Source organism: Paraburkholderia sp. RAU6.4a (genome assembly GCF_050435625.1).
Taxonomy (GTDB): Bacteria; Pseudomonadota; Gammaproteobacteria; order Burkholderiales; family Burkholderiaceae; genus Paraburkholderia; species Paraburkholderia tuberum.
This window is the reverse complement of record NZ_JBNDKQ010000002.1, coordinates 2,817,592-2,841,922: the sequence shown is the minus strand read 5'-3', so window position 1 is coordinate 2,841,922 and position 24,331 is coordinate 2,817,592. Positions and strand designations below refer to the sequence as shown.

The window sequence follows — 24,331 nt, the reverse complement described above, 5'->3', positions numbered from 1 at the left end:
GCCGGCGCAACCTCCCGCCGCCGGCGTCCGCCTCCTCACCGCTCCCCTTCCCCTTTGGCCGCAAGGCCATATCGCTTGATCTTCTCGTAGAGCGTCGCCTTGCCGAGCTGCAGCCGGTCCGCCGCGACCGCGACCACGCCGCCCGCCTGCTCCAACGCCTCGGCGATCATCGCGCGCTCGAACTGCTCGACACGCTCCTTCAGCGGATGGGTGGCCCCGCCGTCTTCGCCGAACGACAGCACCGGTTCGTCGGCGATGCCGAGCACGAAGCGGTCGGCGGCATTACGCAGCTCGCGCACGTTGCCCGGCCAGTCTCGCTGCATCAGACTCGCACGTTGGCGATCGGTGAGCATCGGCGCCGGCCGCTGATAACGGACGGCAGCATCGAGCAGGAAATGCTCGAACAGCGGCACGACGTCCTCGCGACGCTCGCTCAAAGGCGGCAGCGCGATCGTCACCACGTTGAGCCGGTACAGCAGATCGCGCCGGAACGAGCCATCCGCGACGTGCTCGGCCATGTCGCCTTTTGCAGCCGCGACCACGCGGCAATTGACGCGAATCGGCTGATTCGAGCCGAGCCGTTCCAGCACACCGTCCTGCAGCACGCGCAGCAGCTTGACCTGCAGCGCGAGCGGCATGCTCTCGATCTCGTCGAGAAACAGCGTGCCGCCCGACGCATGTTCGAGCTTGCCGATCCGCCGTTTGGCCGCGCCGGTGAACGCGCCCGGCTCGTAGCCGAACATCTCCGATTCGAACATCGGCTCGGGCAGCGCGCCGCAGTTCACCGCGATGAACGGCTTGTCACGCCGCGGCGACAACTCGTGCAGGCTGCGCGCGATCAGCTCCTTGCCCGCGCCGGTATCACCGTTGATCAGGACGGACGCATCGGTCGGCGCGACGTTGGCGATCAGCCGCCGCACCTGCTCGATCGCCGGACTGCGGCCGATGATGCGCGGCGCGACCGCGTTCTGCCCGGCCAGCTCACGGCGCAGCGCGAGGTTTTCGAGCACGAGCTTGCGGCGCTCCAGCGCGCGCCGCACGGTTTCGATCAGCCGCTCGGACGCGAACGGCTTTTCGATGAAGTCGTAGGCGCCGTCGCGCATCGCCTGCACGGCCATCGAGATATCGCCGTGGCCGGTGACCAGAATCACCGGCACGTCGGGCGCGCGCTCGTGGCACTGCGCGAGCAGGTCGAGACCGCTCGCGCCGGGCAGCCGGATATCGCTGACGATCACGCCGGAGAAGTCCGCGCTGATCAGCTTCGCCGCGGCCTCGACCGACGCATGGCCGACCACGTCGAAGCCCGCCAGTTGCAGGCTCTGCACGCTCGCGCGGCGCACCAGTTCGTCGTCTTCGATATACAGCACTTGCAGGCCGTCGTTCATTGCGTGTTCCGGGTGATGCTTCGGGGTGAAATCAGGAGCCCGCGGTCAGCGGATCGTGCGAGGGGCTGGTCCGCACACGCGCACGACGCAGCGTCAACACGAATGATGCGCCACCGTGCGGCGCGTTGCGCGCGACGAGCGAGCCGCCGCAATCGCGCGCGATCGACGATGAAATCGCGAGGCCAAGGCCGAGCCCCTGGCCCATTTCCTTCGTCGTGAAAAACGGTTCGAACAGGTGCGGCAACACGTCGTCGGGAATGCCGGGGCCGTTGTCGCCGACCGCGATCGACAGGTTCGCGACGCCGGCCTCCACCTCGACCGTGATATGCGGCGGGTTCATGCCGGCGGTTGCGTCGAGCGCGTTGCCGAGCAGGTTGATCAGCACCTGTTCGAGCCGCAGATCGTCGCAATTCGCGACCAGCTCCGGATGATCGTCGGCGAGATTCAGCGGCGTGCGCGCGCCGCCTGCCGCAGCGGCGGCGGCGGCGTCGGTGTCGGTGTCGGTGTCGGCCGCGGTATCGATCAGCACGAACTCGAGTTCGACGCCCTGCAGGCGCTTTTGCAGCAACGCGACGACGTTGCGCAGAGCCCGCACGATCGACACGCGCGCGCTGCGCGGCCGCGCGCGGCCGACGAACAGCTTCAGCTGGTTCGTGATCTTGCCCATGCGCTCGGTGAGCGCCGCGATCGCTTCGAGATTCTCGCGCGCCGATGCCTGATCGCCGCGTTCGAGCAGCACGCGCGTGTTATCGGAAAAACTGCGCAGCGCGGCGAGCGGCTGGTTCAGCTCGTGCGTGATGCCGGCCGCCATCTGACCGAGCGCGGCCAACTTGCTCGCCTGGATCAGTTCGTCTTGCGCGGCGCGCAGTTCCTGCTCGGCGCGTGTACGCTCGGCGACTTCCTTGTGCAACTGCTCGTTCGCCTCGGACAGATCGGCGGTGCGCTCGGCGACGCGCTGGTTCAGCTCGGCATAGGCCTTCTGCAGCAGCGCGCGGCTGCGCATCATTTCGCGCACGCGCGCGCGCCGCATGCGCCAGTAGAACGCGAGCAGCACCAGCGACACATAGCCGAAGCCGGTGACGATGGTCGCCTTGCGCGCGTCGGCATCGACCGGATCGACCGGCGACATCGTGATCAGATGCCAGTCCGGCTCGCCCATGGCGTGACGTGACGCGAGGAAGCGCGGCGCGGAGCGCCCGCCGCCGATGCGCAGGATCTGCGCATTGCCTTCGAGTATGCGCTCGACCGTCACCGGTAGCGGCTCGATCGGCTGCTGCGCGTACTGGCGAGCCTGGTAGATCGAATCGGCGATCAGGCCGGGCAGCGGCCGAATCGTGTGGTACTTCCATGCCGGCACCGACGACAGGAAGATCACGCCATGATCGTCGGTGACGACGAGCGGCTCGGACGCGTCCACGCCCTGAAACCATTCGAGATCGAGCTTGACGACCGCCACACCGACGATCTTGCCGTCGCGCCGCACCGGCTGCGAGATGTAGTAGCCGGGCGCCTGCGAAATCGTGCCGATGCCGAAGAAGCGGGCCGACGCCGCCTTTCATTGCATCGACGAAATACGGCCGGAACTGATAGCCCGCGCCGACGAAGCTGCCCGGCCCGCGCCAGTTGCTGGCGGCGATGCAGTAGCCGTCGAGCGAAATGATGTAGGTGACCGTCGCGCGCGCGTGGCGGTTCAGGTCGTCGAGATAGAGATTCGCGCGCTTGACGTTGGCGAGATTCGGATCGATCAGCACGTCCTGCACGATCGGATGCTCGGCGAGCAGATACGGCAGCGATTCGTAGCGTTCGAGCGTGCTCTTGAGCGCGCTCGCGGTGCGCTCGGCGCGCACGGCGGCGTTGCGCCGCAGCGTGTCGACACCGCTTTTCCACGCAAGGCTGTAGGTGAGCCAGCATGCCGCCGCGAGCCCGGCTGCGAGCGCGAAGAGTATCAGCAGGCGGCGGGTCACGTTGGCAAAGTCCGATCGATGTGCATCGGACATTGTGGCATAGGGCGGCAAGGCGTCGCCGGCAGACGCGTCGCGGGCTGGGCCGCGACTTTTGCCGGCGGTCTCGCCGCCAGACGCCTCGAAAGGCCGCGCGGACGCCGGTTTCATGCTTAAGCGTCCGCGCTGGTCACGACAGGGTTGGCGAGGCGCGACTCAAACGCCGGCCGGCTCTTTGACCGCCGCCTCGCCGCGCAGCACCTTGTTCAGCTTGCTGCGATCGAGCTCCTTTTCCCAGGCCGACACGACGACCGTCGCGACACCGTTGCCGACGATGTTCGTCAGCGCGCGGCACTCGCTCATGAACCGGTCGATGCCAAGAATCAGCACCATGCCCGACAGCGGAATCGTCGGCACCACGGCCAGCGTCGCCGCGAGCGTGATGAAGCCCGCGCCGGTCACGCCGCTCGCACCCTTCGAGGTCAGCATCGTCACCGCGAGCAGCGTCAGCTGCTGGCCCCACGTGAGGTCGGTGTTGGTCGCCTGAGCGATGAACAGCACCGCCATCGTCATGTAGATGTTGGTGCCGTCGAGGTTGAACGAGTAGCCGGTCGGCACCACGAGGCCCACCACCGAGCGCGAGCAGCCGAGTTTTTCGAGTTTCAGCATCAGCTGCGGCAGCGCGGCTTCGGACGAGCTCGTGCCGAGCACGATCAGCATCTCTTCCTTGATGTATGCGACGAAACGCAGGATGTTGAAGCCCACCGCCCGCGCGATCGCGCCGAGCACGACCACCACGAACACGATCGAGGTCAGATAGAACGTGCCGACCAGCTTGAGCATCGGCAGCAGCGAGCCGATGCCGTACTTGCCGATCGTGAAGGCCATCGCGCCGAACGCGCCGATCGGCGCGAGCTTCGTGATGATGCGCACCATGCCGAACAGGATGTGCGAGAGCCCTTCGATGAAGTTGGTCACCGGCTTGCCCTTCTCACCGGCCGTCGCGAGCACGGCGCCGAACAGCAGCGCGATCAGCAGGATCTGCAGGATCTCACCCTGCGCGAACGCCGACAACAGCGTGTCCGGAATGATGTGCATGAAGAAGTCGACCGTCGACTGGCCGTGCGCCTTCGCGGCATACGATGCAACCGCGCGGCCGTCGAGCGAGGCCGGATCGACGTTGAAGCCGGCGCCGGGTCGCAGCAGGTGCGTGGCGGCGAGGCCGAGCACCAGCGCGAAGGTCGAGACGATTTCGAAGTACAACAGCGCCTTGCCGCCGACGCGTCCAACCTTCTTCATGTCCTCCATGCCGGCGATGCCCGTCACGACCGTGCAGAAGATGATCGGCCCGATCACCATCTTGATCAGCTTGATGAAGCCATCGCCAAGCGGCTTCATGTCAACGGCGAGGTTCGGGTAGAAATGCCCGAGTACGATGCCGACGATGATCGCCACGATCACCTGGACGTACAGCACTTTATGGATAGGTTTCTTCACGATGGTTCCTGCGAGGGATATGAGCTGATGACCCGCCGCGAGGCGCGACACGCGAACGAAACGTCGTCGCGCGGGCGCACGTTGGCGGACCGCTGCAAAGACGACGAATTCAGAAATACCGGGAAGGGAAATCGGACATTTTGTCTCCTTGCTTTTTTGTCGGGCCGTGGCGGCCACGCGCTTTCTTTCGCAAGGTCGATGCCAGTTTGATTTCAGACTGGAAGCCTTGATTTTTATGGGTTTTCCGGCACAGCTCGGCGCGCGCCGTCCGGGTTTCCGGAAATCCGGACGAGCGCTGTCGGGGAATCCGGAATTCGGTGCGCGCGCGTTTGCGGGGAAACCCGCAGGGGTTTGTGCGGAGCTTGCGAGCGCAACGTCACGTCAACAGATCGATCCGGTCCGTGCAGATCATGTCGACGCCCCATTCTTCGAGCAACTGCGCGCGCGCCGGATCGTTCACCGTGTAGGCGAGCACGCGCAGCCCGGCCGCGCGGATCCGCGCGACCAGCGGTTCGCTCAGATAGCGGTGACTCGCGTGCAGCGAGACGCAGTCGAGTTCGCGCACGATGCGCAGCCAGTCCGCCGGTACCTGCTCGAACAGCATGCCGCGCGGCAGCGACGGCGCGGCATCGCGCGCGGCGGCGAGCGCGTCGAACGAAAACGACGACAACAGCGGCGGCGTCTGCCCTTGCCAAAGCTCGAGCGCGCCTTGGGCGACCAGTGCGCCGGTGATGACTTCGCGGCCCGGACACGGCTTGATCTCGATGTTCGCCGCGATGCCGTCGCGCGCGCAACGCTCGGCCGCGTCGGCCAGCATCGGCAGCCGCGTGCCGGTGAACTCCGCGCCGCGCCACGCGCCGGCATCCAGAGCGGCGAGTTGCTGCCATGTGTGCGTGGCCGCCGGCCCGTGGCCGTTGGTCGTGCGATCGAGCGTGTCGTCGTGCAGCAGGAACAGCGCGTTGTCGGCGGACAGCTTCGCGTCGAATTCGACCATGCGATAGCCGTAGCGCACGCAGGCGTCGAAACCGGCCAAGGTGTTTTCCGGCGCAAGCGTACCGCCACAGCGGTGCGCGATCAGCCGCGAATAAGGCCATTGTGCGGAGGTCCCGCGATCCATCGGGGTTGCCACGTGTCGTGTCCTTGCTGATAGAAGAGCGGTCTATGAAAAAAGCCCGCACATCGGCGGGCTTTTCGTTTCTGCGGGCGTGAAGCGAGGCAACAGCGGCGAGGCGCCAGCGCGTCAGACCACGCCGGCTCCATGCGCCTGCACGTCGGCGTGATAGCTCGAACGAACCATCGCGCCCACCGCGGCGTGCGTGAAGCCCATCTTGTACGCCTCTTCCTCGTACATCTTGAAGGTGTCCGGATGCACGTAAGCGCGGACCGGCAGATGGTGCTCCGACGGCTGCAGGTACTGGCCGATCGTCAGCATGTCGACGTCGTGCTCGCGCAGATCGCGCATCACTTGCAGGATTTCCTCTTCGGTTTCGCCGAGGCCGACCATCAGGCCGGACTTGGTCGCGACGTGCGGATGCAGCGCCTTGAAGTCCTTCAGTAGCTTCAGCGAATGCGCGTAATCCGACCCCGGGCGCGCTTCCTTGTACAGACGCGGCACCGTTTCGAGGTTGTGGTTCATCACGTCGGGCGGCGCCGCATTCAGGATGCCGAGCGCGCGGTCGAGGCGGCCACGGAAGTCCGGCGTCAGGATTTCGATACGCGTTTGCGGCGACAGCTCGCGCGTCTGACGGATACATTCGACGAAGTGCGCCGCGCCACCGTCGCGCAGATCATCACGGTCGACGCTGGTGATCACCACGTACTTCAACTTCAGCGCAGCGATGGTGCGCGCGAGGTTGGCCGGTTCGTCGGCGTCGAGCGGATCGGGACGGCCGTGGCCGACGTCGCAGAACGGGCAGCGACGCGTGCACTTGTCGCCCATGATCATGAAGGTCGCGGTGCCCTTGCCGAAACATTCGCCGATGTTCGGGCAGCTCGCCTCTTCACACACCGTGTGAAGATTGTGCTCGCGCAGGATCTGCTTGATCTCGTAGAAGCGCGAATTGCCGGTGGCCGCCTTCACGCGGATCCAGTCCGGCTTCTTCAGCTTTTCGATCGGAACGACCTTGATCGGGATGCGCGCGGTCTTGGCTTGCGCTTTCTGCTTCGCGGTGGCGTCGTAGGCGGCGGGGGCCGGCACGCCTTCGGGCGCGGGGGTGGCTGCTGCGGAATTCGCGGTTACGTCAGTCATTCGTTCGATCCAGTCAGGCGGTGAGCGCACCGGCCTGCGGTTGGGCGACGGCCGCGGGATTGCCGTCGAGGTTTGCGGTGAGACTTGCTGCGAGGGTACGGGCCACGTCGTCCCAGCCGGCGGCGATGCCGAGCGTCGCCATGTCGACTGTTTCGAGCCCCGCGTAGCCGCATGGATTGATCGCGAGAAACGGCCGCAGGTCCATATTCACGTTCAGACTCACGCCGTGATAGCTGCAGCCGTTGCGGATTTTCAGGCCAAGCGCCGCGATCTTGGCGCCGGCATGGAGCCCGGCGTCGGGCCCAGGCGCCACGTAGATGCCGGGGGCGCCCGCCTTGCGTTCTCCGGCGAGATTATACGCCGCGAGGGTGTCGATCACGGCCTGCTCGATCCGGGTGACCAGCTCGCGCACCATCAGCTTGCGCCGACGCAGGTCGAGCAGCAGATAGGCGACCACCTGGCCGGGCCCGTGATACGTGATCTGCCCGCCGCGGTCGACCTTGACGAGCGGAATGTTGCTGTCTGCCGCGAGCAGGTGCGCCGGATCGCCGGCCTGGCCGAGCGTGAAGACGGGCGGATGCTCGACGAGCCAGATTTCGTCGGCGGTGTCGGCGGTGCGGGCGTCGGTGAAGGCGCGCATCGCGTCGAAACTGGCTTCGTAGGGTTCGCGGCCGAGCCAGCGCAGCATGAGCGGCTCGATGGCAGGTAGCGGAGACGGAGAGACCGGGGTGGCGCACATGATTCCGGGAGTTTACCGAAATCTCGGAAACCGCGCCCGCGGCCACCGGGAACCTGCACAGCCGGGGCCGGTACGCTGCCGGCCCCGGCGTCATGCACGGCTTTTGCGCCGCGCCACCGTCAAACGGTGCGCCAGCCGCCGCGTACACGCATCATCCAGCGCTCGCCGATGCGAGCGAGCCAGTTCAGCGCGCGCTCGTCGCAGCGCGTCGGCACCAAGAACGTAACCTTCGCGAACGTGGCGCCCTCGGCGCTGAGCCAGAGCCGCTCGCCGCGCCGCAGATGCAGCGTCTGCCCAGGCTGCAGCCAGTAGTCCTTCGTGTCGTCGCTGCGCGTGACCCACACTGCGCCGCCATGCACGCGCAACTTCGTGCTGCGCGCGACCTTCAGCGGCAGCGTGTCGCCAGTGCGGATTTCATATGCAATACTAGAGGAAATTTCTCGCATGAGGCCCTCGCCAAAAATCGTTTCATGACTAGAATCCTATGTGCAGCAAGGACTTGGGCAAAACGATTAATTTTCACGTCTATGTGAGAAATATTGCGATGGACCTGCGTCAACTCCCCGCCCTGAACGCGATCAAGGCGTTCGAAGCCGCCGCCCGCCACGAAAGCTTTTCGCGCGCCGCCGACGAATTGTTCGTCACGCACGGCGCGGTCAGCCACCAGATCCGCGCGCTCGAGGCCGAGCTCGGCGTGTCGCTGTTCGCGCGCGACGGCAAGCGCGTGCGCCTCACCGAAACCGGCCGTCGCTACGCCACCCAGGTGCGCGCCGCGTTGATGGAGCTCGCCGACGCGACTCGCGCGATCCGTGCCGGCGACCGCGAGCGGCGCCTCGTGATATCGATGCTGTCGTCGTTCGCGGCCCGCTGGGTGACGCCGCGCATCGGCAGCTTTATCGAGGCAAATCCGCAGTGGGATCTCGAATTGCTGACCACCAATGCGCTGACGGACTTCGCGCGCGACGACGTCGACGTCGCGATCCGTTTCGGCTTCGGCAAATATCCGGGGCTGCACGCCGAGCTGCTGCTCGACGAGATTTTCTTCCCCGCCTGCTCGCCCAACTTCAACGGCGGCAAGCTGCCGCAAACCCCGGCCGATCTCGCCAAAGTCCCGCTGCTGCGCTCCGACGACGAGCTATGGCGCCCATGGTTCGACGCCGCCGGCCTCACCGACTGGCCGGAGCCGAAGCGCGGCGTGCTGTATCAGGATTCGTCGAATCTGTTGCAGGCGGCCGTCGACGGCCAGGGGGTCGCGCTGACGCGCCGCTCGCTCGCGATGCACGAAATCGCGGCGGGCCGGCTCGTGCGGCTCTTTGATGTGGATGGGCCGAGCCCGTGGCAATACTATTTGGTCTGCCTGCCGCAGACGCTGGGGACCGCGCGGGTCAAGGCGTTTCGCGACTGGTTGTTCGACGAGATGGCGCGCTTCAGGCTGCTGTTCGATCTCGCCTGCGAGGCGGGTCCCGCGGCGAGCGCGCGCCTGGCGGCGCAGGGAGTGACGGCGGACGCGTTGCGCGTCGCGCCGTAAGGTGAAAAACCGCGCGGTGTTACAGCACGACCTTGACCATCGGATGGCCGGTCAGCGCGCGATAGATGTCGTCGAGATGCGCGCGGCTCGTCGCCCGCACGTGGACGGTCAGCCCCGTGTAGGTGCCGCTGCTCGACGGCCGCGTCTCGACGCGCGACGCATCGACCTCGCTATCGAACACGCGCACCACTTCGACGATCGTCGCGGCAAACTCGGGGTGCGATTTGCCCATGATCTTGATCGGGAAATCGCAGGGGAATTCAAACAGTGAGTCGTTCTCGGGATTCATTCTCTACTCCTTCTTCCGCCGCGGCGGCTTCAGCCGCCTTGGCTCGCTGATACGCCGCATACAGCTGCGCAAACACCGCGCCCGGGCGGCCCGCGCCGACCGGCGCGCCATCGAGCCGCGTGACCGGCAGCACTTCCCTGGTCGCCGAGCTGACGATGATTTCATCGGCCGCGCGCACTTCAGCTTCGGTGATGTCGCGCGCTTCGAAGCGGATACCGCATTCGGCCGTCAGCTCCTCGATGAGCCCATAGCGGATCCCTTCGAGAATCCTGTTGCTGCGCGGCGGCGCGGCCAGCACGCCGTCCTTCACGATCCACACGTTCGACGACGACCCTTCGGTCAGCAAACCATCGCGGAACTGCAGCGTCTCGAAGGCGTCGTTTTCGGCCGCGTATTGCGCCATCAGCACGTTGCCGAGCAGCGACACCGACTTGATGTCGCAATTGAGCCAGCGACGATCCTCGGCGCTCACGCACGGGACACCGCTTGCGCGCTGCGCGGCGGCGGGCAGGTTCAGCGCGGTGACCATCACGAACACGGTCGGCTTCACGCCGGCCGGAAATGCGTGAGCGCGCTTCGCCACGCCACGCGTGACCTGGATGTATGCGATCGCGTCCTGATCGGCACGCAAGCCGCCGTCCGTTTCGTTGGCCTCGGCCACGCGTCCGATCAGCTCGCGCCAGCCAGCGTCGTCGAGCGGATTGGCGATGCCGATCTTGCCGACCGAGCGCGCGAGACGCGCCAGATGCTGCTTCAGACGAAACGCGGTGCGCCATCCGCTCGCGTGCGCGTACAACGGCGCCACTTCGTAAATGCCGTCGCCGAAAATGAAGCCGCGGTCGAGCACCGGCACGCGCGCTTCGGACAACGGCACCAGTTCGCCGTTCAGATGAACGATCGGGTCCGGCGAAACCTCGGAGACAACGGTCATTGCGACGTAGCCCTTACTTTTTCTTGTTGAACATCAGCATCAGCGAATCCCACACGCGGCCCACCACACCGGCTTGCTGCACGGGCTGCAACGCGACCACCGGGAATTGCGCGAGCACCTTGCCGTCGGCGACGAGCTTGGCGGTGCCGATCTGCTGGCCGTTGGCGATCGGCGCGACGAGCGGATCGTTGAGTTCGATCTGCGGCTTCGCCTTGTCGGCGGCGCCCTTCGGCAGCGTGATGTACTGGTCGCTCTTCACGCCAACCTGCACGCTGTCCTGCGAACCCTTGTAGACGCGCGGCGTGGCCACGACCTGGTTCGCCTTGTACAGACGCGTCGTGTCGTAGGCGGTGTAGCCGTAGTTCAGCATCTTCAGGCTGTCCTGCACGCGGTCGTGCTCCTTGGTCTCGCCCATCATCACCGAGACGAGACGGCGCGACGCGTCGGTCGTGCCGGGCAGCGGACGCTTCGCGCTCGCGATCAGGCAGTAGCCGGCCGCTTGCGTGTGACCGGTCTTCAGACCGTCGACGGTCGGATCGATCCACAGCAGACGGTTGCGGTTCGGCTGCTTGATCTTGTTGTACGTGAATTCCTTGACCGAGAAGATGTTGTAGTACTCGGGATAGTCGCGAATCAGGCGGGCCGACAGGATCGCGAGATCGCCCGCGGTCGTGTAGTGCTGCGGGTCGGGCATGCCGTTCACGTCGGCGAAATGCGTGTGCGTCATGCCGAGCTTTTGCGCCTCCTTGTTCATCATGTCGACGAACTGCGCCTCGCTGCCGCCCACCAGTTCGGCGAGCGCAATTGCCGCGTCGTTGCCCGACTGCACGATCATGCCGTACACGAGGTCGTGCACGGTCACCGGCTTGAGCGCCTCGATGAACATGCGCGATTCGTCGTTGCGCACGCGCCGCACGGCTTCGCTCGGCTCGATGCTCTGATCCATCGTGATCTTCTTCGTGTCGAGCGCCTCGAACACGAGATACGCGGTCATCAGCTTGGTCAACGACGCCGGCTCGACGCGCTCGTCGGCATTGGCGGACGCGAGCACCTGGTTGCTGGTCGCGTCGACGAGCACCCACGAGCGCGCGTTGACGCCCGGCGGCGGCACCTGCGCGAACGCGGTGCTGGCGACGAGCGTGGCCGGCAGCACGAGGCCGACGGCGATGGCGCGATTGAGCGAAGCGGGAACGAAAGAAGCGAGTGACGGGAATGCCGTGCGGCCAGAGGAGGAGAAACGCATAGGGTCGATTCGTGCAGAAAAATTCGTTGCGCGACAGCGCGCGGAGTTGGGGGAGCCGGTCGGCGGGGCATCTGGCCGTAAAACGGCGGGCGCCCGTTGGACTGATGGCGACGCAATCGGTTCGCGAGCGCAGCGCTGCGCACCCGGCCGCGCCCTCCCGCGAAATGATTCCGCGGCGCGCGATTCTGCCGGCTGGGCGGCGCTGTGCCCAAAAAAAGAGCGCCCATTATACGCGCGCTACCTGGTCAGATTCGCGCGCGTGTCGTCGATTTGCACACGTTTGCGCGCACCTGTCCCCCGCAAAATGCGCGTCGCGCGTTTTCAGCGCCAGGCGTCGACGATGATCCGCTTCAGGATGTGAAGCTTGCGATGCAGAAAGTGCTCGGCGCCCGGAATCACGACGACCGGCAGTTCCTGCGGCCGCGCCCAGTCGAACACGGACTGGACGGGAACGGTCTCGTCGACTTCGCCGTGGATCACGAGTGTGCTTTCGGGCACGGGTGCGACGTCCCAGCGGCTCGCCGCGGTACCGACGAACACGATGCGCTCGATTTCCCGGCCTTCATCGCGCAGCTTCGCCGCGACGTGCGACAGCACCACGGTGCCGAACGAAAAGCCCGCCAATACGAGCGGCAGATCGCCGTAGTCCGGATCGGAGCGCATGTGCTCGAGCACCGCGCGCAGATCGTCGCGCTCGCCGACGCCCGCGTCGTGCTCGCCCTGGGTCTGGCCGACGCCGCGGAAATTCGACCGGTAAGTGACGTAGTTCAGCTGCACGAGCGTGCGCGCGAGGGTCTGCGCGACCTTGTTGTCCATCGTGCCGCCAAACAGCGGATGCGGATGCGCGACGAGCGCGATGCCGCGTGGCGCGGCGCCTTTTTCGCGCACGCCGTCGGGCAGGTCCAGCGCGACCTCGATCTTGCCGACCGGGCCGTCGATCAGATACTTCTTCGTGTTGACGTTCATCGGGATGGATCGTTTTGTGGTTCGCGCTATTGATCGATCTTCAGACGCTCGACGATCTTGCCGTTCGCAAGATGCGATTCGACGATCTCGTCGATGTCGCTCTCGTCGACATAGGTGTACCAGACCGCCTCGGGATACACGACGAGCGTCGGGCCCAGTTCGCAGCGATCGAGGCAGCCGGCCTTGTTGATGCGCACCTGGCCGGGCCCGGCGAGGCCGAGTTGCTTCACGCGTTGTTTCGCGTATTCCTGCATCGCCTGTGCGTTGCAGTTCGCGCAGCTCGGACGCTCGGCGCCGGGGTCGCGTTGATTCAGACAGAAGAAAACGTGGTGCTTGTAGAAGGAATCCATGATGTTCGGGAGGCGAGCCTGAAAGGAAGTGCAATGGCGGTGCGGACGATTATAGCGACCGGGCTGTGCGGGCGTCGGGACCTGGCGGCCGGCGCGCAAGCACGTCACGCCCGCCTCGCGCGCCGCTTGAGCCACGCCCGCTCGACCGCGAACGCGAGCCACACCAGCGCCGCATAGGGCCATATCCATGCGAGCCAGCGCGCGAGCCCGTTGAAATGCAGATAGCGTCCCTGCCGCCAGTCGGCGAGCACGGCGTCGAAATACGGGTTCACCGGCAGCAGATTGACGAACACGAGTGCGACGACCAGCGCGACCCCGGCGAGCGTCGCACGCAACCGCCGCCGCAGCGGCAGCGCGACGAGCGCCGCGACGGTGCCGCACACGAGTCCGATTAGCGCGCCGGGCGTCGCCCAGTCGAACGCGAGGCCCGATTGCGATTGCAGGAACGTCGCGCCGGCCTTCACGCACAAGGTCGCGACGATGAACACGAACAGCAGGCGCACGCGTGGCGCATGACGGCGCGCCGGCAGCGATGCAAGCGCGAGCGCCGCGAACAGGTTTAGCGCCGTGATCAGCGCTTCCCATGTGTCGTCGTCCAGCCACGCGGCGGCCGCCGCCGGCCATGCGCCGACATGCCACGCGGACGGCGTCCACGCGAGCAGCGCGTCCTGGGTGGCCGGATCGACGCTCAGCCACAGCGCGCGCGGCCAGTTGCCGAGACCGAACAGACGCGGCGACGGATACATCGTCGCAAACGGCCACGCGGCGACGAGGCACGCGAGCGTCGCATGGCCGCGCTCGAACCACAGCAACCGCAAACGCCTGAGCAGGCCGCGGTCGAGCAGCGCGCCGGTCAACGGCGACATCACCGCCGCGCCGACGAGCGCGCCCAGCGTGTTGGCGGCGAGATCGAGATTGGAGGCGACGCGTGTCGGCAGATAGGTCTGCACGGCTTCCATCGTGCCTGACAGCAGACCGCCCAACACGAACGCGAGCGCGACGGCCAGCGTGCCGCGCCAACGCGGGTACACCGCGAGCACCACCAGCGCGCCGAACGGCATATAGCCGAGCACGTTGGTGACGACGTCGAACGCCGTCAGGTACTGCGGCATCGGATCGAACAGATAGGCGAACGGCGTGATGCCGAGCGAGCGCCAGCCCGAGAACGGATACCACGACCCGTAGACGATCAGCGCCGTGTAAAGCAGCAGCGCCTGACGGGCCAGCGTCGACGGGCGGCGCAGCCAGGGGCGTTCGCTCATGCAGCGCTCCGTTGCGTGCGCTGCCCGCCCGTCATTGCGCGGCGACCAGCGCCTGCGAGCCGAGCCACGTGGTGATCTGCGCGACGAGGTCGTCGCTGGCCGCGGCGAGCGCCCGCGCGCCGCCGGCCGCATCCGCCGAATGCGCGGGCGCGTGCGCGACGAAGGTCTGCTGGCCGATCACCTTGCCGCCCTGCATCAGCGTCGCGCGCGCGGTGATCGCGCCGTGGCTGTCCGTCTGGCTGTCGAACACCTGCTCGAACTCGGTCAGATCGACCCGCAGCACCGGCGCGCTCACGCCGTCCGCGCCCGTCAGCACGGTGCCGCGCTCGCTCAGCGCGTTGCGCAGGCGCTGCGTCAGCAGTTGCGACGGCATCATCGTCCAGTGGCTGTTGGCGTAGGCGGCCGTCTGCTGCGCGTCGGCGTAGCTCAGCCGATACGTCATCCGGTCGGATTCGAGCACGGACGGCGCGCTGACCTCCAGCACCTTGACGGCCGGCAGCCGGCTCGTCGCGGCGGCCTGCGGCGGTGGTCCGAAGTCGTAGCGGACATCCGACACCACTGCGGACGTGCCCGCGCAGCCCGCCGCCAGCACGCCGAACGCAAGCAGCGCCGCGAGCGCGGCGCGCGCGGACAACAGTCGGTGAATCGAGCGTGACATGGGCATCTTCCTCTGTTCTAGCCTGCGGATTTAGTGAGCTGCGGGCGCGGTAGCGGCGGGCCACGCGAAGCCGGCCTCGCCCGGACCCGGCGCCGGGCGCGGCGCGCCGAACAGCACGCTGCGCGGATTGGTGTTGAAGGTGTCGGCGGCGCGGTCGATCGATTGCGCCGCCGCGCGCACGTCCTCGGTCAGCGAATTGACGCGCGGCAGCGTCTCGTAGCCGACCCGCGCGGACAGGTCCTGCAGCGACATGTTCATCTGCCCGAGCGCATCGCCCGCCTGCTGCGCGGCCGTGCCGACCTTGTCCAGATTGCGCTCGAGGGGCCCGTCCGGACGGTTCAGGCCGGTGATCATCTGGTTGGTCGACGCGAGCGTGCGGTTCAGCTGGTCGATCGTGCCGGGCAGCTTGCTGGCGACGGGCCCCATCTGACGGGTCAGCGTCGCGACGCCCGAAGCGGCCTGCGCGATGCTCGCCGCCGTGTCGTGCAACTGCGCGACCATTTCCGGCGACAGCATGTCGTTCACGTTGTCGGTGACTTTTTCGAGCTTGCGCAGCAGCACCTCGCCGCGTCGCTGCAACTGGTCGAACAGACCCGGGCGCATCGGCAATTGCGCGACCTTTTGGGCCGACGACGGCAGCGGCGTCAGATCGCGCCCGGTATCGTCGAGCTGGATGAACGCGATGCCGGTCACGCCCTGCAAGCCGAGGCTGCCGAACGTCGAATGCGTGATCGGCGCGTGCTCGTCGACCATGATGCGGATCAGGATCTGCCCCGGATGTGTCGGATCGAACTTGATCGACTGCACACGGCCGACGTCGAGCCCGCGAAAGCGCACCGCCGCGTCCGCAAAGAGGCCGTTCACGCTGGTGCGCGCGATCAGGTCGTACGGCACTCGCACGGTGCGGTCGACGTTGAACAGATACGCCGCCAGCGCGATCGCCGCCGTCAGCACGACCGTGAAGAGCCCGGCCCAGAACGCATGCGCTTTGTTTTCCATTGTCAGTTTCCCTGGTTCATAGCGGCCTGGTTCATGGCGGCCGGCCTCACAGCGGCAACTCGGACGACGCCGGCTCGAGCGCCGCCTGCGGCAGCTTCGCGCGGCGCTCGGGCGGCAGCGCCTGCAGCGCGCGGCGCCCGCGCAGGCCGAGGAAATATTCGTGGATGAACGGATGGTCGACGCCCGCGGCCTCCTCGACCGGCGCGTTGACGAGCACTTTGCGATCGGCCAGCACGGCCACGCGTGTCGACAGTGCGACCATCGTATCGAGATCGTGCGTGATCATCACGACCGTCAGACCGAGCGCGCGATGCAGCCCTGAGATCAGCTCGACGAATTCGTCGGACGCCTCCGGGTCGAGGCCGGCGGTCGGTTCGTCGAGGAACAGCAGTTCGGGTTCGAGCGCGATCGCGCGCGCGATGCCGACCCGCTTGATCATGCCGCCCGACAGCGCCGATGGCATCTTCGACGCGTGCTTGCACGGCAGCCCGACCATTTCGAGCTTCAGCATCACGATGTCGCGCAGCAGGTCTTCGGGCACCTTGCCGAGTTCGCGCACCGGTTGCGCGACGTTGTCGAACACCGACAGCGACGAGAACAGCGCGCCGCGCTGGAACAGCATGCCGGAGCGGCTGCGCATCAGCAGCGCGGTGTCGGGCGAGATCGTTGCGAGGTCTTCGCCGAACAGCTTGATCGTGCCCCTCGACGGGCGCTCGAGGCCGAGAATCTGCCGCACCAGCGTGGTTTTGCCCGAGCCCGAGCCGCCGACGATCGACACGATCTCGCCGCGCCGCACGTCGAGGCTCAGATGCTGATGCACGATGTTGCGGCCGTAGCGCTTGGTGATGTCGATCACCTCGATCACCGGCTCGGCGATCGATGGTACGGGTTGGCCGCGTACGGCTTCGGTGAGTGGCGCGATCATCCTAGCCCCACGTTCTGAAAGAGGATCGCGAACACCGCGTCCGCGAGAATCACGATGGTGATCGACGTGACCACCGAGGTCGTCGTGCCTTCGCCGAGACTCTGCGAATTGGCTTTGATACGGAAGCCGAAATGACAGCCGGCGATCGCGATCAGCATGCCGAATACCGCGCCCTTGCCAAGCCCGATCCACAGGTTCGCGATCGGCACGACGTTCGGCAACTGGCGCGCGAAGAAGCTCATGTCGATGCCGAGCACGAGCTTCGCGGCGAGCGCGCCGCCCGTCAACGAGATCACGTTGGTCCACATCACGAGCAGCGGCATCGCGACGGCCAGTGCGATCACGCGCGGCAGGATCAGCCGCAGGCCGTGCGGGATGCCCATTACGCGCATCGCGTCGAGCTCCTCGGTCACGCGCATCACGCCGATCTGCGCGGTGATCGCCGAGCCCGAGCGGCCCGCCACCAGAATCGCCGACAGCACCGGGCCGAGTTCGCGAATCACCGCGAGGCCGAGAATATTGACGATGAACTGGTTCGCGCCAAACATGCGCAATTGCTGTGCCGACAGATAGCTCAACACGATGCCGATCAGGAACGCGACCAGCGCGGTGATCGGCAGCGCGCGAGCGCCGGCGTTGTAGATATTCGCGGAGATTTCGGTCCACGGCGTGAGTTTCGGCTTGCGCGCGATCGCGAGCAGATCGAGCACGAAGCGCCCGAGCATCGCGACGCCGCCCTGCAGGTGCTCGACGAACGAGAAGAGCCCGAGGCCGAGACGCGTAAAGGGATCGAGGCGCGTGACCGGCTCGGCGCTCTCGCGCACCGTGTCGAGCAGCGCGATGCGCTCGAAGATGTCGCGCTGCGTGTCCGTGAGCGCGGTGCCCGGCGGCATCTTGCGGCCCCACACGCGCCACAGCGCCTGGCCGCCGACGTGGTCCATCCTGTCGACGCGCGACAGGTCCCACTCGCCGATGCCCTGCGCGCCGGTCAGCGAACGCAGTTGCGGAATCACGTGCCCGGTGTCGCGATCGCGCGCGAGCGCGAGCGCCGTCCACTGGCCCGAGAGACGGACGATCTTGCCTTGGCTGCCGGCCGCGACTTCAAGGCCGGGCGGAGTGTCATTGTTCAAGGATCGCGTGAATCTGGTTATCGGATTAGCGGCCATTGTAACGAAGGCTCGGCCGCCGGTCCGCACTGATGCACATCGATCGGCGTCGCCGTTCACCGCTGCGCATTCGAGTCCCGGGCGGGTTCGCTGTGGCTACACGCTGTGGCTACAATATGGGACATGAATACCTCCAAGAATCCCGCCTCCCCGTCCGCAGCGACAAGCGCGGCACCAGCCTCGTCGTCGGCTTCGACCGACTGGCGCATCGATCGCGAACGCGCGGTCAAGCTGTTCGGCGCGCATGCGCATGACTGGCCGATCGAAATCGTCGAAGAAACCGGCTCGACCAACGCCGACTTGATGACCCACGTGAAAGCCCTGCCGCGCCGCGCGAACGCGCTGCCGCGGCCGATCGTGCGCGTCGCGTATCTGCAGACCGCTGGGCGCGGCCGCCGTGGGCGGCCGTGGTACGCGGAGCCCGGCAACGCGCTGCTGTTTTCGGTCGCGTGCGTCTTGCCGCGACCGCTCGAAGGGCTCGGGGGCTTGAGTCTCGCGGTGGGCGTCGCGCTCGTCGACGGGCTGCGCTCGCTACCGGTCGCGGGTCCCGGACAGATCGCGCTGAAGTGGCCGAACGACGTGCTGCTCGAAGGCGACAAGCTCGCCGGCATCCTGATCGAAACCGCGTGGAGCACCGACGACGCGAGCGCGGTCGTGATCGGCATCGGCACCAACGTGAAAGGCGCCGACGAACTCGCGGCGAAGGTGGGCGCGCTGAACGCCGAGGTACCGCCGCAGGCGCTCGGCACCGTGCCGACCGCGTTGCAACGCGCGCTGCCGAACGCGAATCTGACCGATACGCTGGCAGCCGAATTGAACGCGCTCGAACCGATGCTGCAGCGCTTCGGCGCCGAAGGCTTCGCGCCGTTCCAGCCGCGCTGGAACGCGGTGCATGCTTACGCGGGCCGCGACGTCGTGCTGCTCGAACAAGGCCAGGAACTCGCGCGCGGCGTGGCGGCGGGCGTTGACGAGCGTGGCCAGTTGCTGCTCGATACGGCTGAGGGCCGCCAGAGCATCGCGACCGGCGACGTGTCGCTGCGCCTCGCCCACGGTGTCGCATGAGGCAGCGCGCGCCATATCTGCTGATCGACGCGGGCAATAGCCGGATCAAGTGGGCGCTGGTGCAGCCCGATGGGACGCAGTTGGCGAGCGGCGCGCTCGCGCATGACGACCTTGCCGGGCCACGCGCGCGGTCAGGTGCGCAACCCGCTTGGACTGACTGGCCGGCGCCATGCGGCGCGTGGCTCTCCAACGTCGCGGGCGCGGAGGTCGCGACGCACATCGCGGCGCTCGTCGACGCGCACTGGCCGCGACTGCCGCTCGCGACGATCCGCGCAAGTGCTCGTCGATGCGGCGTGACCAATTGCTACACGACACCGGACTCGCTCGGCAGCGACCGCTGGGCCGGCATGATCGGCGCGCACGCGACCTTTCCCGGCGAGCATCTGCTGCTCGCGACCTTCGGCACCGCGACGACGCTCGAGGCCTTGCGCGCCGATGGCGCATTTATCGGCGGATTGATTGCGCCGGGCTGGACGCTGATGATGCGCTCGCTCGGTGAGCACACCGCGCAACTGCCGACGCTCGACGCCGCGCGCGCGCGCGGTCTGCTCGACGCCGCCGATACCACCGGCGCGGTCCGTCGCGGGCCGTTCTTCGCAACGGATACGCCGCGCTCGCTGTCGGCGGGCTGCACGCTGGCGCAGGCCGGACTGATCGAGCGGATGTGGCGGGACCTGCAGGATGAGTGGCAGGTGCCGGTGCGTCTCGTGGTCAGCGGCGGCGCCGCCGACGAAGTGGCGAGTGCCCTGAAAGTGCCGCATACTCGCCACGATTCGCTGGTGCTGTCAGGGCTTGCGCTGATCGCAGCCGAGGATACGGCGCGGCAAAGCGGCTGATTGCCTGCCGTGGCTAACGTTTGATTCACGACCGGGTGGCGCGTGATGTACGTGTAGAACGTGCGCCTCAGTTGCGCGCAATTCGCCGCCCATTTTCCGAACCCGAGTCTTTCCCGCACGCCCCAGGCTCAACTTCTTTCTGAATTGGAAACACCCACAATGCTTCGCTGGCCGATCGCCATTCTGATTGTTGTCAACGTGCTGGCTTTCGTCGCGCTGCTTGGCGCCTTCGGCCCCACACCCACCGCCAGCGGACGCGAGCCGAATCATCTGAATCGCCAGATTCATCCGGACTGGCTGAAGGTGCGGCCGGTCAGCGCCGCCGATGCGGCCGACCAGGCGGTGGTCGGCGGACCCGCGCCGCAGGCGCCGATTTCGACATCGGAGTTGCCGCAGTAATCAGGTGAGCGACGCGGTCGGTTAGAAGTTCAGCAGTGCGCCGCGCGTTTTGCGGTAATGGGCGGCATCAACCCTGCGTCCGCACCTTCTTCAACAGCGCGCTCGTCGAGCGATCGTGCTCGAACGCAATCGCGAGCGCCTTGCCGCCCCAACCGCGCACGAGCGCCGATTCGGGCAGCGCGTCCATGTCGTAGTCGCCGCCCTTCACGAGCACGTCCGGGCGCAGCGCGGAAATCAGCTCGACCGGCGTCTTCTCGCCGAAGCCCACCACGTAATCGACGCTTTCCAGCGCCGCTAGCAAGGCCATGCGGTCGGCCTCGTTGTTGATCGGCCGGTCGTCGCCTTTGCCGAGCATCCGCACCGACGCGTCGCTATTGACACCAACGATCAGGCACGCGCCCAGCACCTTTGCGTCGGCCAGATAGGTCACGTGACCACGATGCAGGATATCGAACACGCCGTTCGTAAACACGACGGGCGCGCGCAGCGAAGGACGAAGCTTCACCAGGGCATCGCGCGTCAGAATCTTGCGTTCAAAGATGGCGGTCATCGCACGGTCACAGAGTTGGGGAATTAGGGAGTTGGGGCGTGACGGGAACAGGAATGCCAGGTGCCGTCACGATACACGGTGGACGGCCCGAAGCAAAACGGTCCGGCAAGCTCGCGCTTGCCGGACCGCCGTTTGATACGGTGCTGAAACGCCTGAGTCGTTACGCCGGCTGCTGCTGCGCCGGGTTTTGTTCAGCGGCTTGCAGACGCGCGACCACTTCCTTGCGATAACGGTTCAGTTCCTGCGCGGTGTTGAACGTGCGTTCGAACAGCAGCGACAGGTTGTGCAGAATGCGCTCGATGACCTTCTTTTCCCAGCCGTCGTCGAAACGGATCTGCTCGTCGAGCCAGCGCTCGAGCCATTCCGGATCCGGCAGACGCGACTGGATCGTGTCGCGCGGGAACAGCGCCTGGTTCACGTGCAGGTTGGTGGGGTGCAGCGGCTTTTCGGTGCGACGCGCCGACGCCATCAGCACGCCGATCTTCGCGAACGCGGCACGCGCGATGTCGCCGGTTTGCGCCATCGCCTTCTTCATGTAGCGCAGATACGCGCCGCCGTGGCGCGCTTCGTCGCGCGAGATAGTTTCGTAGATGTGCTTGATGACTGGCTCGGTGTGCCATTCGGCGGCGCGGCGATACCAGTGATTCAGGCGGATTTCGCCGCAGAAGTGCAACATCAGCGTTTCGAGCGGCGGCGCGGGATCGAACTCGAAGCGCACTGCGTGCAGTTCCTCTTCGGTCGGGACCAGTTCCGGCTTGAAGCGGCGCAGGTATTCCATCAGCACCAGCGAGTGCTTCTGCTCCTCGAAGAACCACACGCTCATGAATGCGGAGAAATCGCTGTCGTGATGATTGTCACGCAGAAACATTTCCGTGGCGGGCAACGCCGACCATTCCGTGATCGCGTTCATCTTGATCGTCGCGGCTTGCTCGTCGGTCAACAGCGATGCATCGAATTTGTCCCAGGGAATGTCCTTCTCCATGTCCCATCGAACGGATTCGAGCGATTTATAAAGTTCCGGATAAAGCATGGTGTTCATAGTCCCACCCCTGTTCTGCACATACTGTGTGTGTCTGTTGCTGCTACGTGTAGCCGTTTTTACCTACGACGAACGGACGCGCCGTTTATCGGCCAAGCATTCAATTTTACGCGTTAATCAGCCGCCCAGAAGCATCGGGCAGCAAAGAAGTCCGGGCTTTTGTATTGGCGCCTGAAGCGTGAATCAGGCGCCGTGGCCAACCGTGGGAGGGATACCCTTTGCCTGAGGTCGAGCCAGTCTGGGTCTGGCAACCGCACCGTCCCGCCCCGTACCGGTAGCGCCGGCGGCGACTGACGCGAGGGCGGCGGGATTGGTTGTTTTCGGCGCACGCCCCAAAGCCAGATCAAGCTTACACAATGATAGCACGCGCCTCCCACGAAACCCGTGACAGAAGCGGCGCGAGCGCACGGTGGTATTGACTTCTCTCAATAAAGTCGGCGATTCGCGCGGGCGGAAACCGCCGGCGCTGGAATAGGGAAAAACGCAGCCGATCAGTGGCCTTCATCAACGGCCACTGATTCCCGGCGCGCCGTCCGGCTCACGTCGACTTTTTCGGCGTTGCCGCGCTCGTTCCGGCCGCGCGTTTGGCCGACGGCGCGGCGCGCTTCGCCGCCGGCCGTTTGACGGCGGGCTTCGCGTTTTGCGCGGCGGCGCCCGACGCATCGGCGCCCGACGCATCGGCGCCCGACGCATCGGCGGCGCCCGACGCATCGGCGCCCGACGCATCCGCGGCCTTCGACGGTTCCGGCTTGCCCTGCGTGCCCCCGCCCGCCGCGGCGACCGCGACGGACGGCTGCGTCATCGCGAACTGCGCGATCTGGTTGAACTGCGATTGCAGCAGATTCCACCACGCGGACGCATCGAAGCCGGGCGCCGCGGGCGCTTCCTCTTCGTCGCTGTCGGCCTGCGTGGCGCTTTCGGGCGTGGGCTCGGCCGGCTTCGTCCAACTCGGCGCCCGGGCGGGGCTCGGGGCGGTGTTCGGCGCGTCACTCGCGGCGGCACCCGACGCAGCAGCCGCCGCCTGCGACATCGACGATTGCGCGAACGCGCCGAACGCGCGCAGCGTCGCGAGCGTCGCACGTTGCACTTCGAGCGCCTGGATCGCCGACTGCAGCATGCTCAGGTTCAGCTTCAGCCATTGCTCGACCGCGCGCATGTCGGTGATGCGCTTGTCGAGTTCCTCGACGCTCGTGAGCGGCGCCATCATGTCGGACATCATCGACAGCGACGGACTCGTGCCCCCACCCGGCTGCGCGCCCGTCATGGCGGCGCCGAACGGCGACAGCCGAATCATGCTCCACATGCGATCGAGCATTTCAGCGGGCGGAAAACCGGGGAAGCCGGGAAAGGGCGGCGCGGAGCCAGTGGTGTCGGTCATGGTTGTCGCCTCGGTGCTGGATGATAGGTGGAGCGCGCGATGCCGCGCGCGTCGATTCGATCATACCGTGTGGGGTATGGCATCACGATCGTTGGTCGTTACGTGGACCGCCCGCGCCAAAATCGGGCGCGCGCCGCTCGCGCAACGAGTTCAGGCCCTCGCGCACGTCGGGTCCCGCGAAGCCCATGAATTCCAGCGCGAGCGACGTATCGAACGCCGGCCCCGCCGTGCGCAGCCAGTTGTTCAACGCGTACTTGGTCCAACGGATGGCGGTCTGCGAACCGTCGGCCAGCTTGCGCGCGACTTCGAACGCCTTCGGCAGCAGATCGCTTTCGTCGACGGCCAGCGACACGAGCCCGATGCGCTCCGCCTCCTCGCCGCTCACCGGCTCGCACAGCAGCAGGTAGTACTTCGCCTTCGCCATGCCGCACAGGAGCGGCCAGACGATCGCCGCATGATCGCCCGCGGCGACGCCGAGGCGCGTGTGTCCGTCGATGATGCGGGCCGTCTTCGCCGCGATCGAGATATCGGCGAGCAGCCCCGCGACGAGCCCCGCGCCGACCGCCGGCCCGTGCATCGCCGACACGATCGGCTTGCCGCAGTTGATCACGTTGTAGACGAGATCGCGCGCTTCGCGCCACACACGCGTGCGCACCTCGAAATCGTTCGCCATGTCCTCGACGAGCTGCAGATCGCCGCCGGCCGAAAAGCCTTTACCCTCGCCGCGAATGATCGCGACGCGCGTATCGGGATCGCGATCGATATCGCGCCAGATTTCCGCGAGCTCGTAATGCATGCGTGCGTTCGCGGTCGCGAGGCCGCTTTTATTCGCGCCCTCGCCGCTCATCACGACTTCGAGCACGCCATGCGGATGACGCTGCAAACGCAGCGACTGGTAGTGCGCGTAGTACGCGTCGTTCGGTTGCGATGGCTGAGGCATG

Annotated in this window: 24 protein-coding genes and 1 pseudogene; 4 read left to right on the top strand and 21 right to left on the bottom strand. The window is 66.5% G+C overall.

Annotated elements, in window-relative coordinates; all coding sequences use genetic code 11:
- Nucleotides 1-35: 35 nt before the first annotated feature.
- The 7 genes and pseudogenes from OKW40_RS17965 to OKW40_RS17935 all read right to left on the bottom strand — a co-directional run bounded on the left by OKW40_RS17965 (nt 36) and on the right by OKW40_RS17935 (nt 8,255).
- Nucleotides 36-1,385, bottom strand: coding sequence for a sigma-54-dependent transcriptional regulator (locus OKW40_RS17965; protein ID WP_429490789.1), 1,350 nt, complete (start codon nt 1,383-1,385; stop codon nt 36-38).
- A gap of 31 nt (nt 1,386-1,416) precedes the next feature.
- Nucleotides 1,417-3,496: pseudogene (locus OKW40_RS17960) on the bottom strand (sensor histidine kinase).
- Between the two features lie 45 nt (nt 3,497-3,541).
- On the bottom strand, nt 3,542-4,822 hold the full coding sequence (locus OKW40_RS17955) for a dicarboxylate/amino acid:cation symporter (RefSeq protein WP_429490788.1): 1,281 nt from the start codon (nt 4,820-4,822) through the stop codon (nt 3,542-3,544).
- Nucleotides 4,823-5,198: 376 nt separating this feature from the next.
- Nucleotides 5,199-5,951: a glycerophosphodiester phosphodiesterase gene (gene ugpQ / locus OKW40_RS17950; protein WP_429490786.1), complete on the bottom strand. Its 753-nt coding sequence runs from the start codon at nt 5,949-5,951 to the stop codon at nt 5,199-5,201.
- A 111-nt stretch (nt 5,952-6,062) separates the two neighbouring features.
- Nucleotides 6,063-7,070, bottom strand: a complete 1,008-nt coding sequence (gene lipA / locus OKW40_RS17945; protein WP_018419279.1) for a lipoyl synthase — start codon at nt 7,068-7,070, stop codon at nt 6,063-6,065.
- Nucleotides 7,071-7,083: 13 nt separating this feature from the next.
- Nucleotides 7,084-7,809, bottom strand: coding sequence for a lipoyl(octanoyl) transferase LipB (lipB, locus tag OKW40_RS17940; RefSeq protein WP_429356534.1), 726 nt, complete (start codon nt 7,807-7,809; stop codon nt 7,084-7,086).
- Nucleotides 7,810-7,928: 119 nt separating this feature from the next.
- Entirely contained in the window at nt 7,929-8,255 is a 327-nt protein-coding gene (locus OKW40_RS17935) for a DUF2917 domain-containing protein (protein ID WP_429356533.1), read from the bottom strand.
- A 98-nt stretch (nt 8,256-8,353) separates the two neighbouring features.
- Between OKW40_RS17935 and OKW40_RS17930 the strand changes: the two genes are divergently transcribed.
- Nucleotides 8,354-9,337 carry a transcriptional regulator GcvA gene (locus OKW40_RS17930; RefSeq protein WP_429490784.1) on the top strand — a complete coding sequence of 328 codons (984 nt, stop codon included), beginning with the start codon at nt 8,354-8,356 and terminating at the stop codon, nt 9,335-9,337.
- A gap of 19 nt (nt 9,338-9,356) precedes the next feature.
- Here OKW40_RS17930 and OKW40_RS17925 read toward each other — a convergent pair whose 3' ends face one another.
- From OKW40_RS17925 to OKW40_RS17880, 10 genes are all read right to left on the bottom strand, one after another.
- Complete coding sequence (locus OKW40_RS17925) at nt 9,357-9,626, bottom strand: DUF493 family protein (protein ID WP_129960330.1); 270 nt, start codon at nt 9,624-9,626, stop codon at nt 9,357-9,359.
- Nucleotides 9,598-10,557 carry a D-amino acid aminotransferase gene (locus OKW40_RS17920; protein ID WP_429490782.1) on the bottom strand — a complete coding sequence of 320 codons (960 nt, stop codon included), beginning with the start codon at nt 10,555-10,557 and terminating at the stop codon, nt 9,598-9,600. Before OKW40_RS17920 ends, OKW40_RS17925 begins: the two co-directional genes overlap by 29 nt.
- A 13-nt stretch (nt 10,558-10,570) precedes the next feature.
- A complete protein-coding gene (locus OKW40_RS17915; protein WP_429356531.1) occupies nt 10,571-11,800 on the bottom strand; it encodes a D-alanyl-D-alanine carboxypeptidase family protein in 1,230 nt (409 codons plus the stop codon).
- 321 nt (nt 11,801-12,121) lie between these two features.
- Nucleotides 12,122-12,766 (bottom strand): alpha/beta hydrolase, encoded by a 645-nt coding sequence (locus OKW40_RS17910; protein WP_429407612.1) that lies wholly within the window; start codon nt 12,764-12,766, stop codon nt 12,122-12,124.
- A gap of 26 nt (nt 12,767-12,792) precedes the next feature.
- Nucleotides 12,793-13,116: a (2Fe-2S) ferredoxin domain-containing protein gene (locus OKW40_RS17905; RefSeq protein WP_090802831.1), complete on the bottom strand. Its 324-nt coding sequence runs from the start codon at nt 13,114-13,116 to the stop codon at nt 12,793-12,795.
- 104 nt (nt 13,117-13,220) lie between these two features.
- A complete protein-coding gene (locus tag OKW40_RS17900) occupies nt 13,221-14,378 on the bottom strand; it encodes a VanZ family protein (RefSeq protein ID WP_090802829.1) in 1,158 nt (385 codons plus the stop codon).
- A 31-nt stretch (nt 14,379-14,409) separates the two neighbouring features.
- On the bottom strand, nt 14,410-15,036 hold the full coding sequence (locus OKW40_RS17895; RefSeq protein ID WP_429490780.1) for an ABC-type transport auxiliary lipoprotein family protein: 627 nt from the start codon (nt 15,034-15,036) through the stop codon (nt 14,410-14,412).
- A 30-nt stretch (nt 15,037-15,066) separates the two neighbouring features.
- Nucleotides 15,067-16,035, bottom strand: a complete 969-nt coding sequence (locus tag OKW40_RS17890; protein ID WP_184062592.1) for an MlaD family protein — start codon at nt 16,033-16,035, stop codon at nt 15,067-15,069.
- 46 nt (nt 16,036-16,081) lie between these two features.
- On the bottom strand, nt 16,082-16,960 hold the full coding sequence (locus OKW40_RS17885) for an ABC transporter ATP-binding protein (protein WP_018419267.1): 879 nt from the start codon (nt 16,958-16,960) through the stop codon (nt 16,082-16,084).
- Nucleotides 16,957-18,090: an MlaE family ABC transporter permease gene (locus OKW40_RS17880; protein ID WP_184062594.1), complete on the bottom strand. Its 1,134-nt coding sequence runs from the start codon at nt 18,088-18,090 to the stop codon at nt 16,957-16,959. Before OKW40_RS17880 ends, OKW40_RS17885 begins: the two co-directional genes overlap by 4 nt.
- A 159-nt stretch (nt 18,091-18,249) precedes the next feature.
- On the opposite strand from OKW40_RS17880, the gene OKW40_RS17875 reads away from it, so the two are divergent.
- From OKW40_RS17875 to OKW40_RS17865, 3 genes are all read left to right on the top strand, one after another.
- A complete protein-coding gene (locus OKW40_RS17875) occupies nt 18,250-19,188 on the top strand; it encodes a biotin--[acetyl-CoA-carboxylase] ligase (protein ID WP_429490779.1) in 939 nt (312 codons plus the stop codon).
- Nucleotides 19,185-20,024 carry a type III pantothenate kinase gene (locus tag OKW40_RS17870; RefSeq protein ID WP_429356524.1) on the top strand — a complete coding sequence of 280 codons (840 nt, stop codon included), beginning with the start codon at nt 19,185-19,187 and terminating at the stop codon, nt 20,022-20,024. The genes OKW40_RS17875 and OKW40_RS17870 overlap by 4 nt, the downstream gene beginning before the upstream one ends.
- 159 nt (nt 20,025-20,183) lie before the next feature.
- Nucleotides 20,184-20,423 carry a hypothetical protein gene (locus OKW40_RS17865; protein WP_090802818.1) on the top strand — a complete coding sequence of 80 codons (240 nt, stop codon included), beginning with the start codon at nt 20,184-20,186 and terminating at the stop codon, nt 20,421-20,423.
- A 67-nt stretch (nt 20,424-20,490) separates the two neighbouring features.
- Here OKW40_RS17865 and rfaE2 read toward each other — a convergent pair whose 3' ends face one another.
- The 4 genes from rfaE2 to OKW40_RS17845 all read right to left on the bottom strand — a co-directional run bounded on the left by rfaE2 (nt 20,491) and on the right by OKW40_RS17845 (nt 24,330).
- On the bottom strand, nt 20,491-20,973 hold the full coding sequence (gene rfaE2, locus OKW40_RS17860; protein ID WP_429490777.1) for a D-glycero-beta-D-manno-heptose 1-phosphate adenylyltransferase: 483 nt from the start codon (nt 20,971-20,973) through the stop codon (nt 20,491-20,493).
- Nucleotides 20,974-21,133: 160 nt separating this feature from the next.
- Nucleotides 21,134-22,012, bottom strand: a complete 879-nt coding sequence (locus tag OKW40_RS17855; protein ID WP_184026492.1) for a ferritin-like domain-containing protein — start codon at nt 22,010-22,012, stop codon at nt 21,134-21,136.
- Between the two features lie 538 nt (nt 22,013-22,550).
- Nucleotides 22,551-23,390, bottom strand: a complete 840-nt coding sequence (locus OKW40_RS17850) for a PhaM family polyhydroxyalkanoate granule multifunctional regulatory protein (RefSeq protein ID WP_429490775.1) — start codon at nt 23,388-23,390, stop codon at nt 22,551-22,553.
- A gap of 82 nt (nt 23,391-23,472) precedes the next feature.
- The gene (locus OKW40_RS17845) at nt 23,473-24,330 is read right to left on the bottom strand and encodes an enoyl-CoA hydratase/isomerase family protein (protein ID WP_429490773.1); all 858 of its coding nucleotides are present in this window, start codon (nt 24,328-24,330) and stop codon (nt 23,473-23,475) included.
- Nucleotide 24,331: the final 1 nt, after the last annotated feature.

What these genes read in the sequence shown, in the direction of transcription:
- OKW40_RS17965 (WP_429490789.1), bottom strand. Translation starts at nt 1,385, where the DNA reads ATGAACGACGGCCTGCAAGTGCTGTATATCGAAGACGACGAACTGGTG.
- lipA (WP_018419279.1), bottom strand. Translation starts at nt 7,070, where the DNA reads ATGACTGACGTAACCGCGAATTCCGCAGCAGCCACCCCCGCGCCCGAA.
- lipB (WP_429356534.1), bottom strand. Translation starts at nt 7,809, where the DNA reads ATGTGCGCCACCCCGGTCTCTCCGTCTCCGCTACCTGCCATCGAGCCG.
- OKW40_RS17935 (WP_429356533.1), bottom strand. Translation starts at nt 8,255, where the DNA reads ATGCGAGAAATTTCCTCTAGTATTGCATATGAAATCCGCACTGGCGAC.
- OKW40_RS17930 (WP_429490784.1), top strand. Translation starts at nt 8,354, where the DNA reads ATGGACCTGCGTCAACTCCCCGCCCTGAACGCGATCAAGGCGTTCGAA.
- OKW40_RS17925 (WP_129960330.1), bottom strand. Translation starts at nt 9,626, where the DNA reads ATGAATCCCGAGAACGACTCACTGTTTGAATTCCCCTGCGATTTCCCG.
- OKW40_RS17920 (WP_429490782.1), bottom strand. Translation starts at nt 10,557, where the DNA reads ATGACCGTTGTCTCCGAGGTTTCGCCGGACCCGATCGTTCATCTGAAC.
- OKW40_RS17915 (WP_429356531.1), bottom strand. Translation starts at nt 11,800, where the DNA reads ATGCGTTTCTCCTCCTCTGGCCGCACGGCATTCCCGTCACTCGCTTCT.
- OKW40_RS17910 (WP_429407612.1), bottom strand. Translation starts at nt 12,766, where the DNA reads ATGAACGTCAACACGAAGAAGTATCTGATCGACGGCCCGGTCGGCAAG.
- OKW40_RS17905 (WP_090802831.1), bottom strand. Translation starts at nt 13,116, where the DNA reads ATGGATTCCTTCTACAAGCACCACGTTTTCTTCTGTCTGAATCAACGC.
- OKW40_RS17900 (WP_090802829.1), bottom strand. Translation starts at nt 14,378, where the DNA reads ATGAGCGAACGCCCCTGGCTGCGCCGCCCGTCGACGCTGGCCCGTCAG.
- OKW40_RS17895 (WP_429490780.1), bottom strand. Translation starts at nt 15,036, where the DNA reads ATGTCACGCTCGATTCACCGACTGTTGTCCGCGCGCGCCGCGCTCGCG.
- OKW40_RS17890 (WP_184062592.1), bottom strand. Translation starts at nt 16,035, where the DNA reads ATGGAAAACAAAGCGCATGCGTTCTGGGCCGGGCTCTTCACGGTCGTG.
- OKW40_RS17885 (WP_018419267.1), bottom strand. Translation starts at nt 16,960, where the DNA reads ATGATCGCGCCACTCACCGAAGCCGTACGCGGCCAACCCGTACCATCG.
- OKW40_RS17875 (WP_429490779.1), top strand. Translation starts at nt 18,250, where the DNA reads ATGAATACCTCCAAGAATCCCGCCTCCCCGTCCGCAGCGACAAGCGCG.
- OKW40_RS17870 (WP_429356524.1), top strand. Translation starts at nt 19,185, where the DNA reads ATGAGGCAGCGCGCGCCATATCTGCTGATCGACGCGGGCAATAGCCGG.
- OKW40_RS17865 (WP_090802818.1), top strand. Translation starts at nt 20,184, where the DNA reads ATGCTTCGCTGGCCGATCGCCATTCTGATTGTTGTCAACGTGCTGGCT.
- rfaE2 (WP_429490777.1), bottom strand. Translation starts at nt 20,973, where the DNA reads ATGACCGCCATCTTTGAACGCAAGATTCTGACGCGCGATGCCCTGGTG.
- OKW40_RS17855 (WP_184026492.1), bottom strand. Translation starts at nt 22,012, where the DNA reads ATGAACACCATGCTTTATCCGGAACTTTATAAATCGCTCGAATCCGTT.
- OKW40_RS17850 (WP_429490775.1), bottom strand. Translation starts at nt 23,390, where the DNA reads ATGACCGACACCACTGGCTCCGCGCCGCCCTTTCCCGGCTTCCCCGGT.
- OKW40_RS17845 (WP_429490773.1), bottom strand. Translation starts at nt 24,330, where the DNA reads ATGCCTCAGCCATCGCAACCGAACGACGCGTACTACGCGCACTACCAG.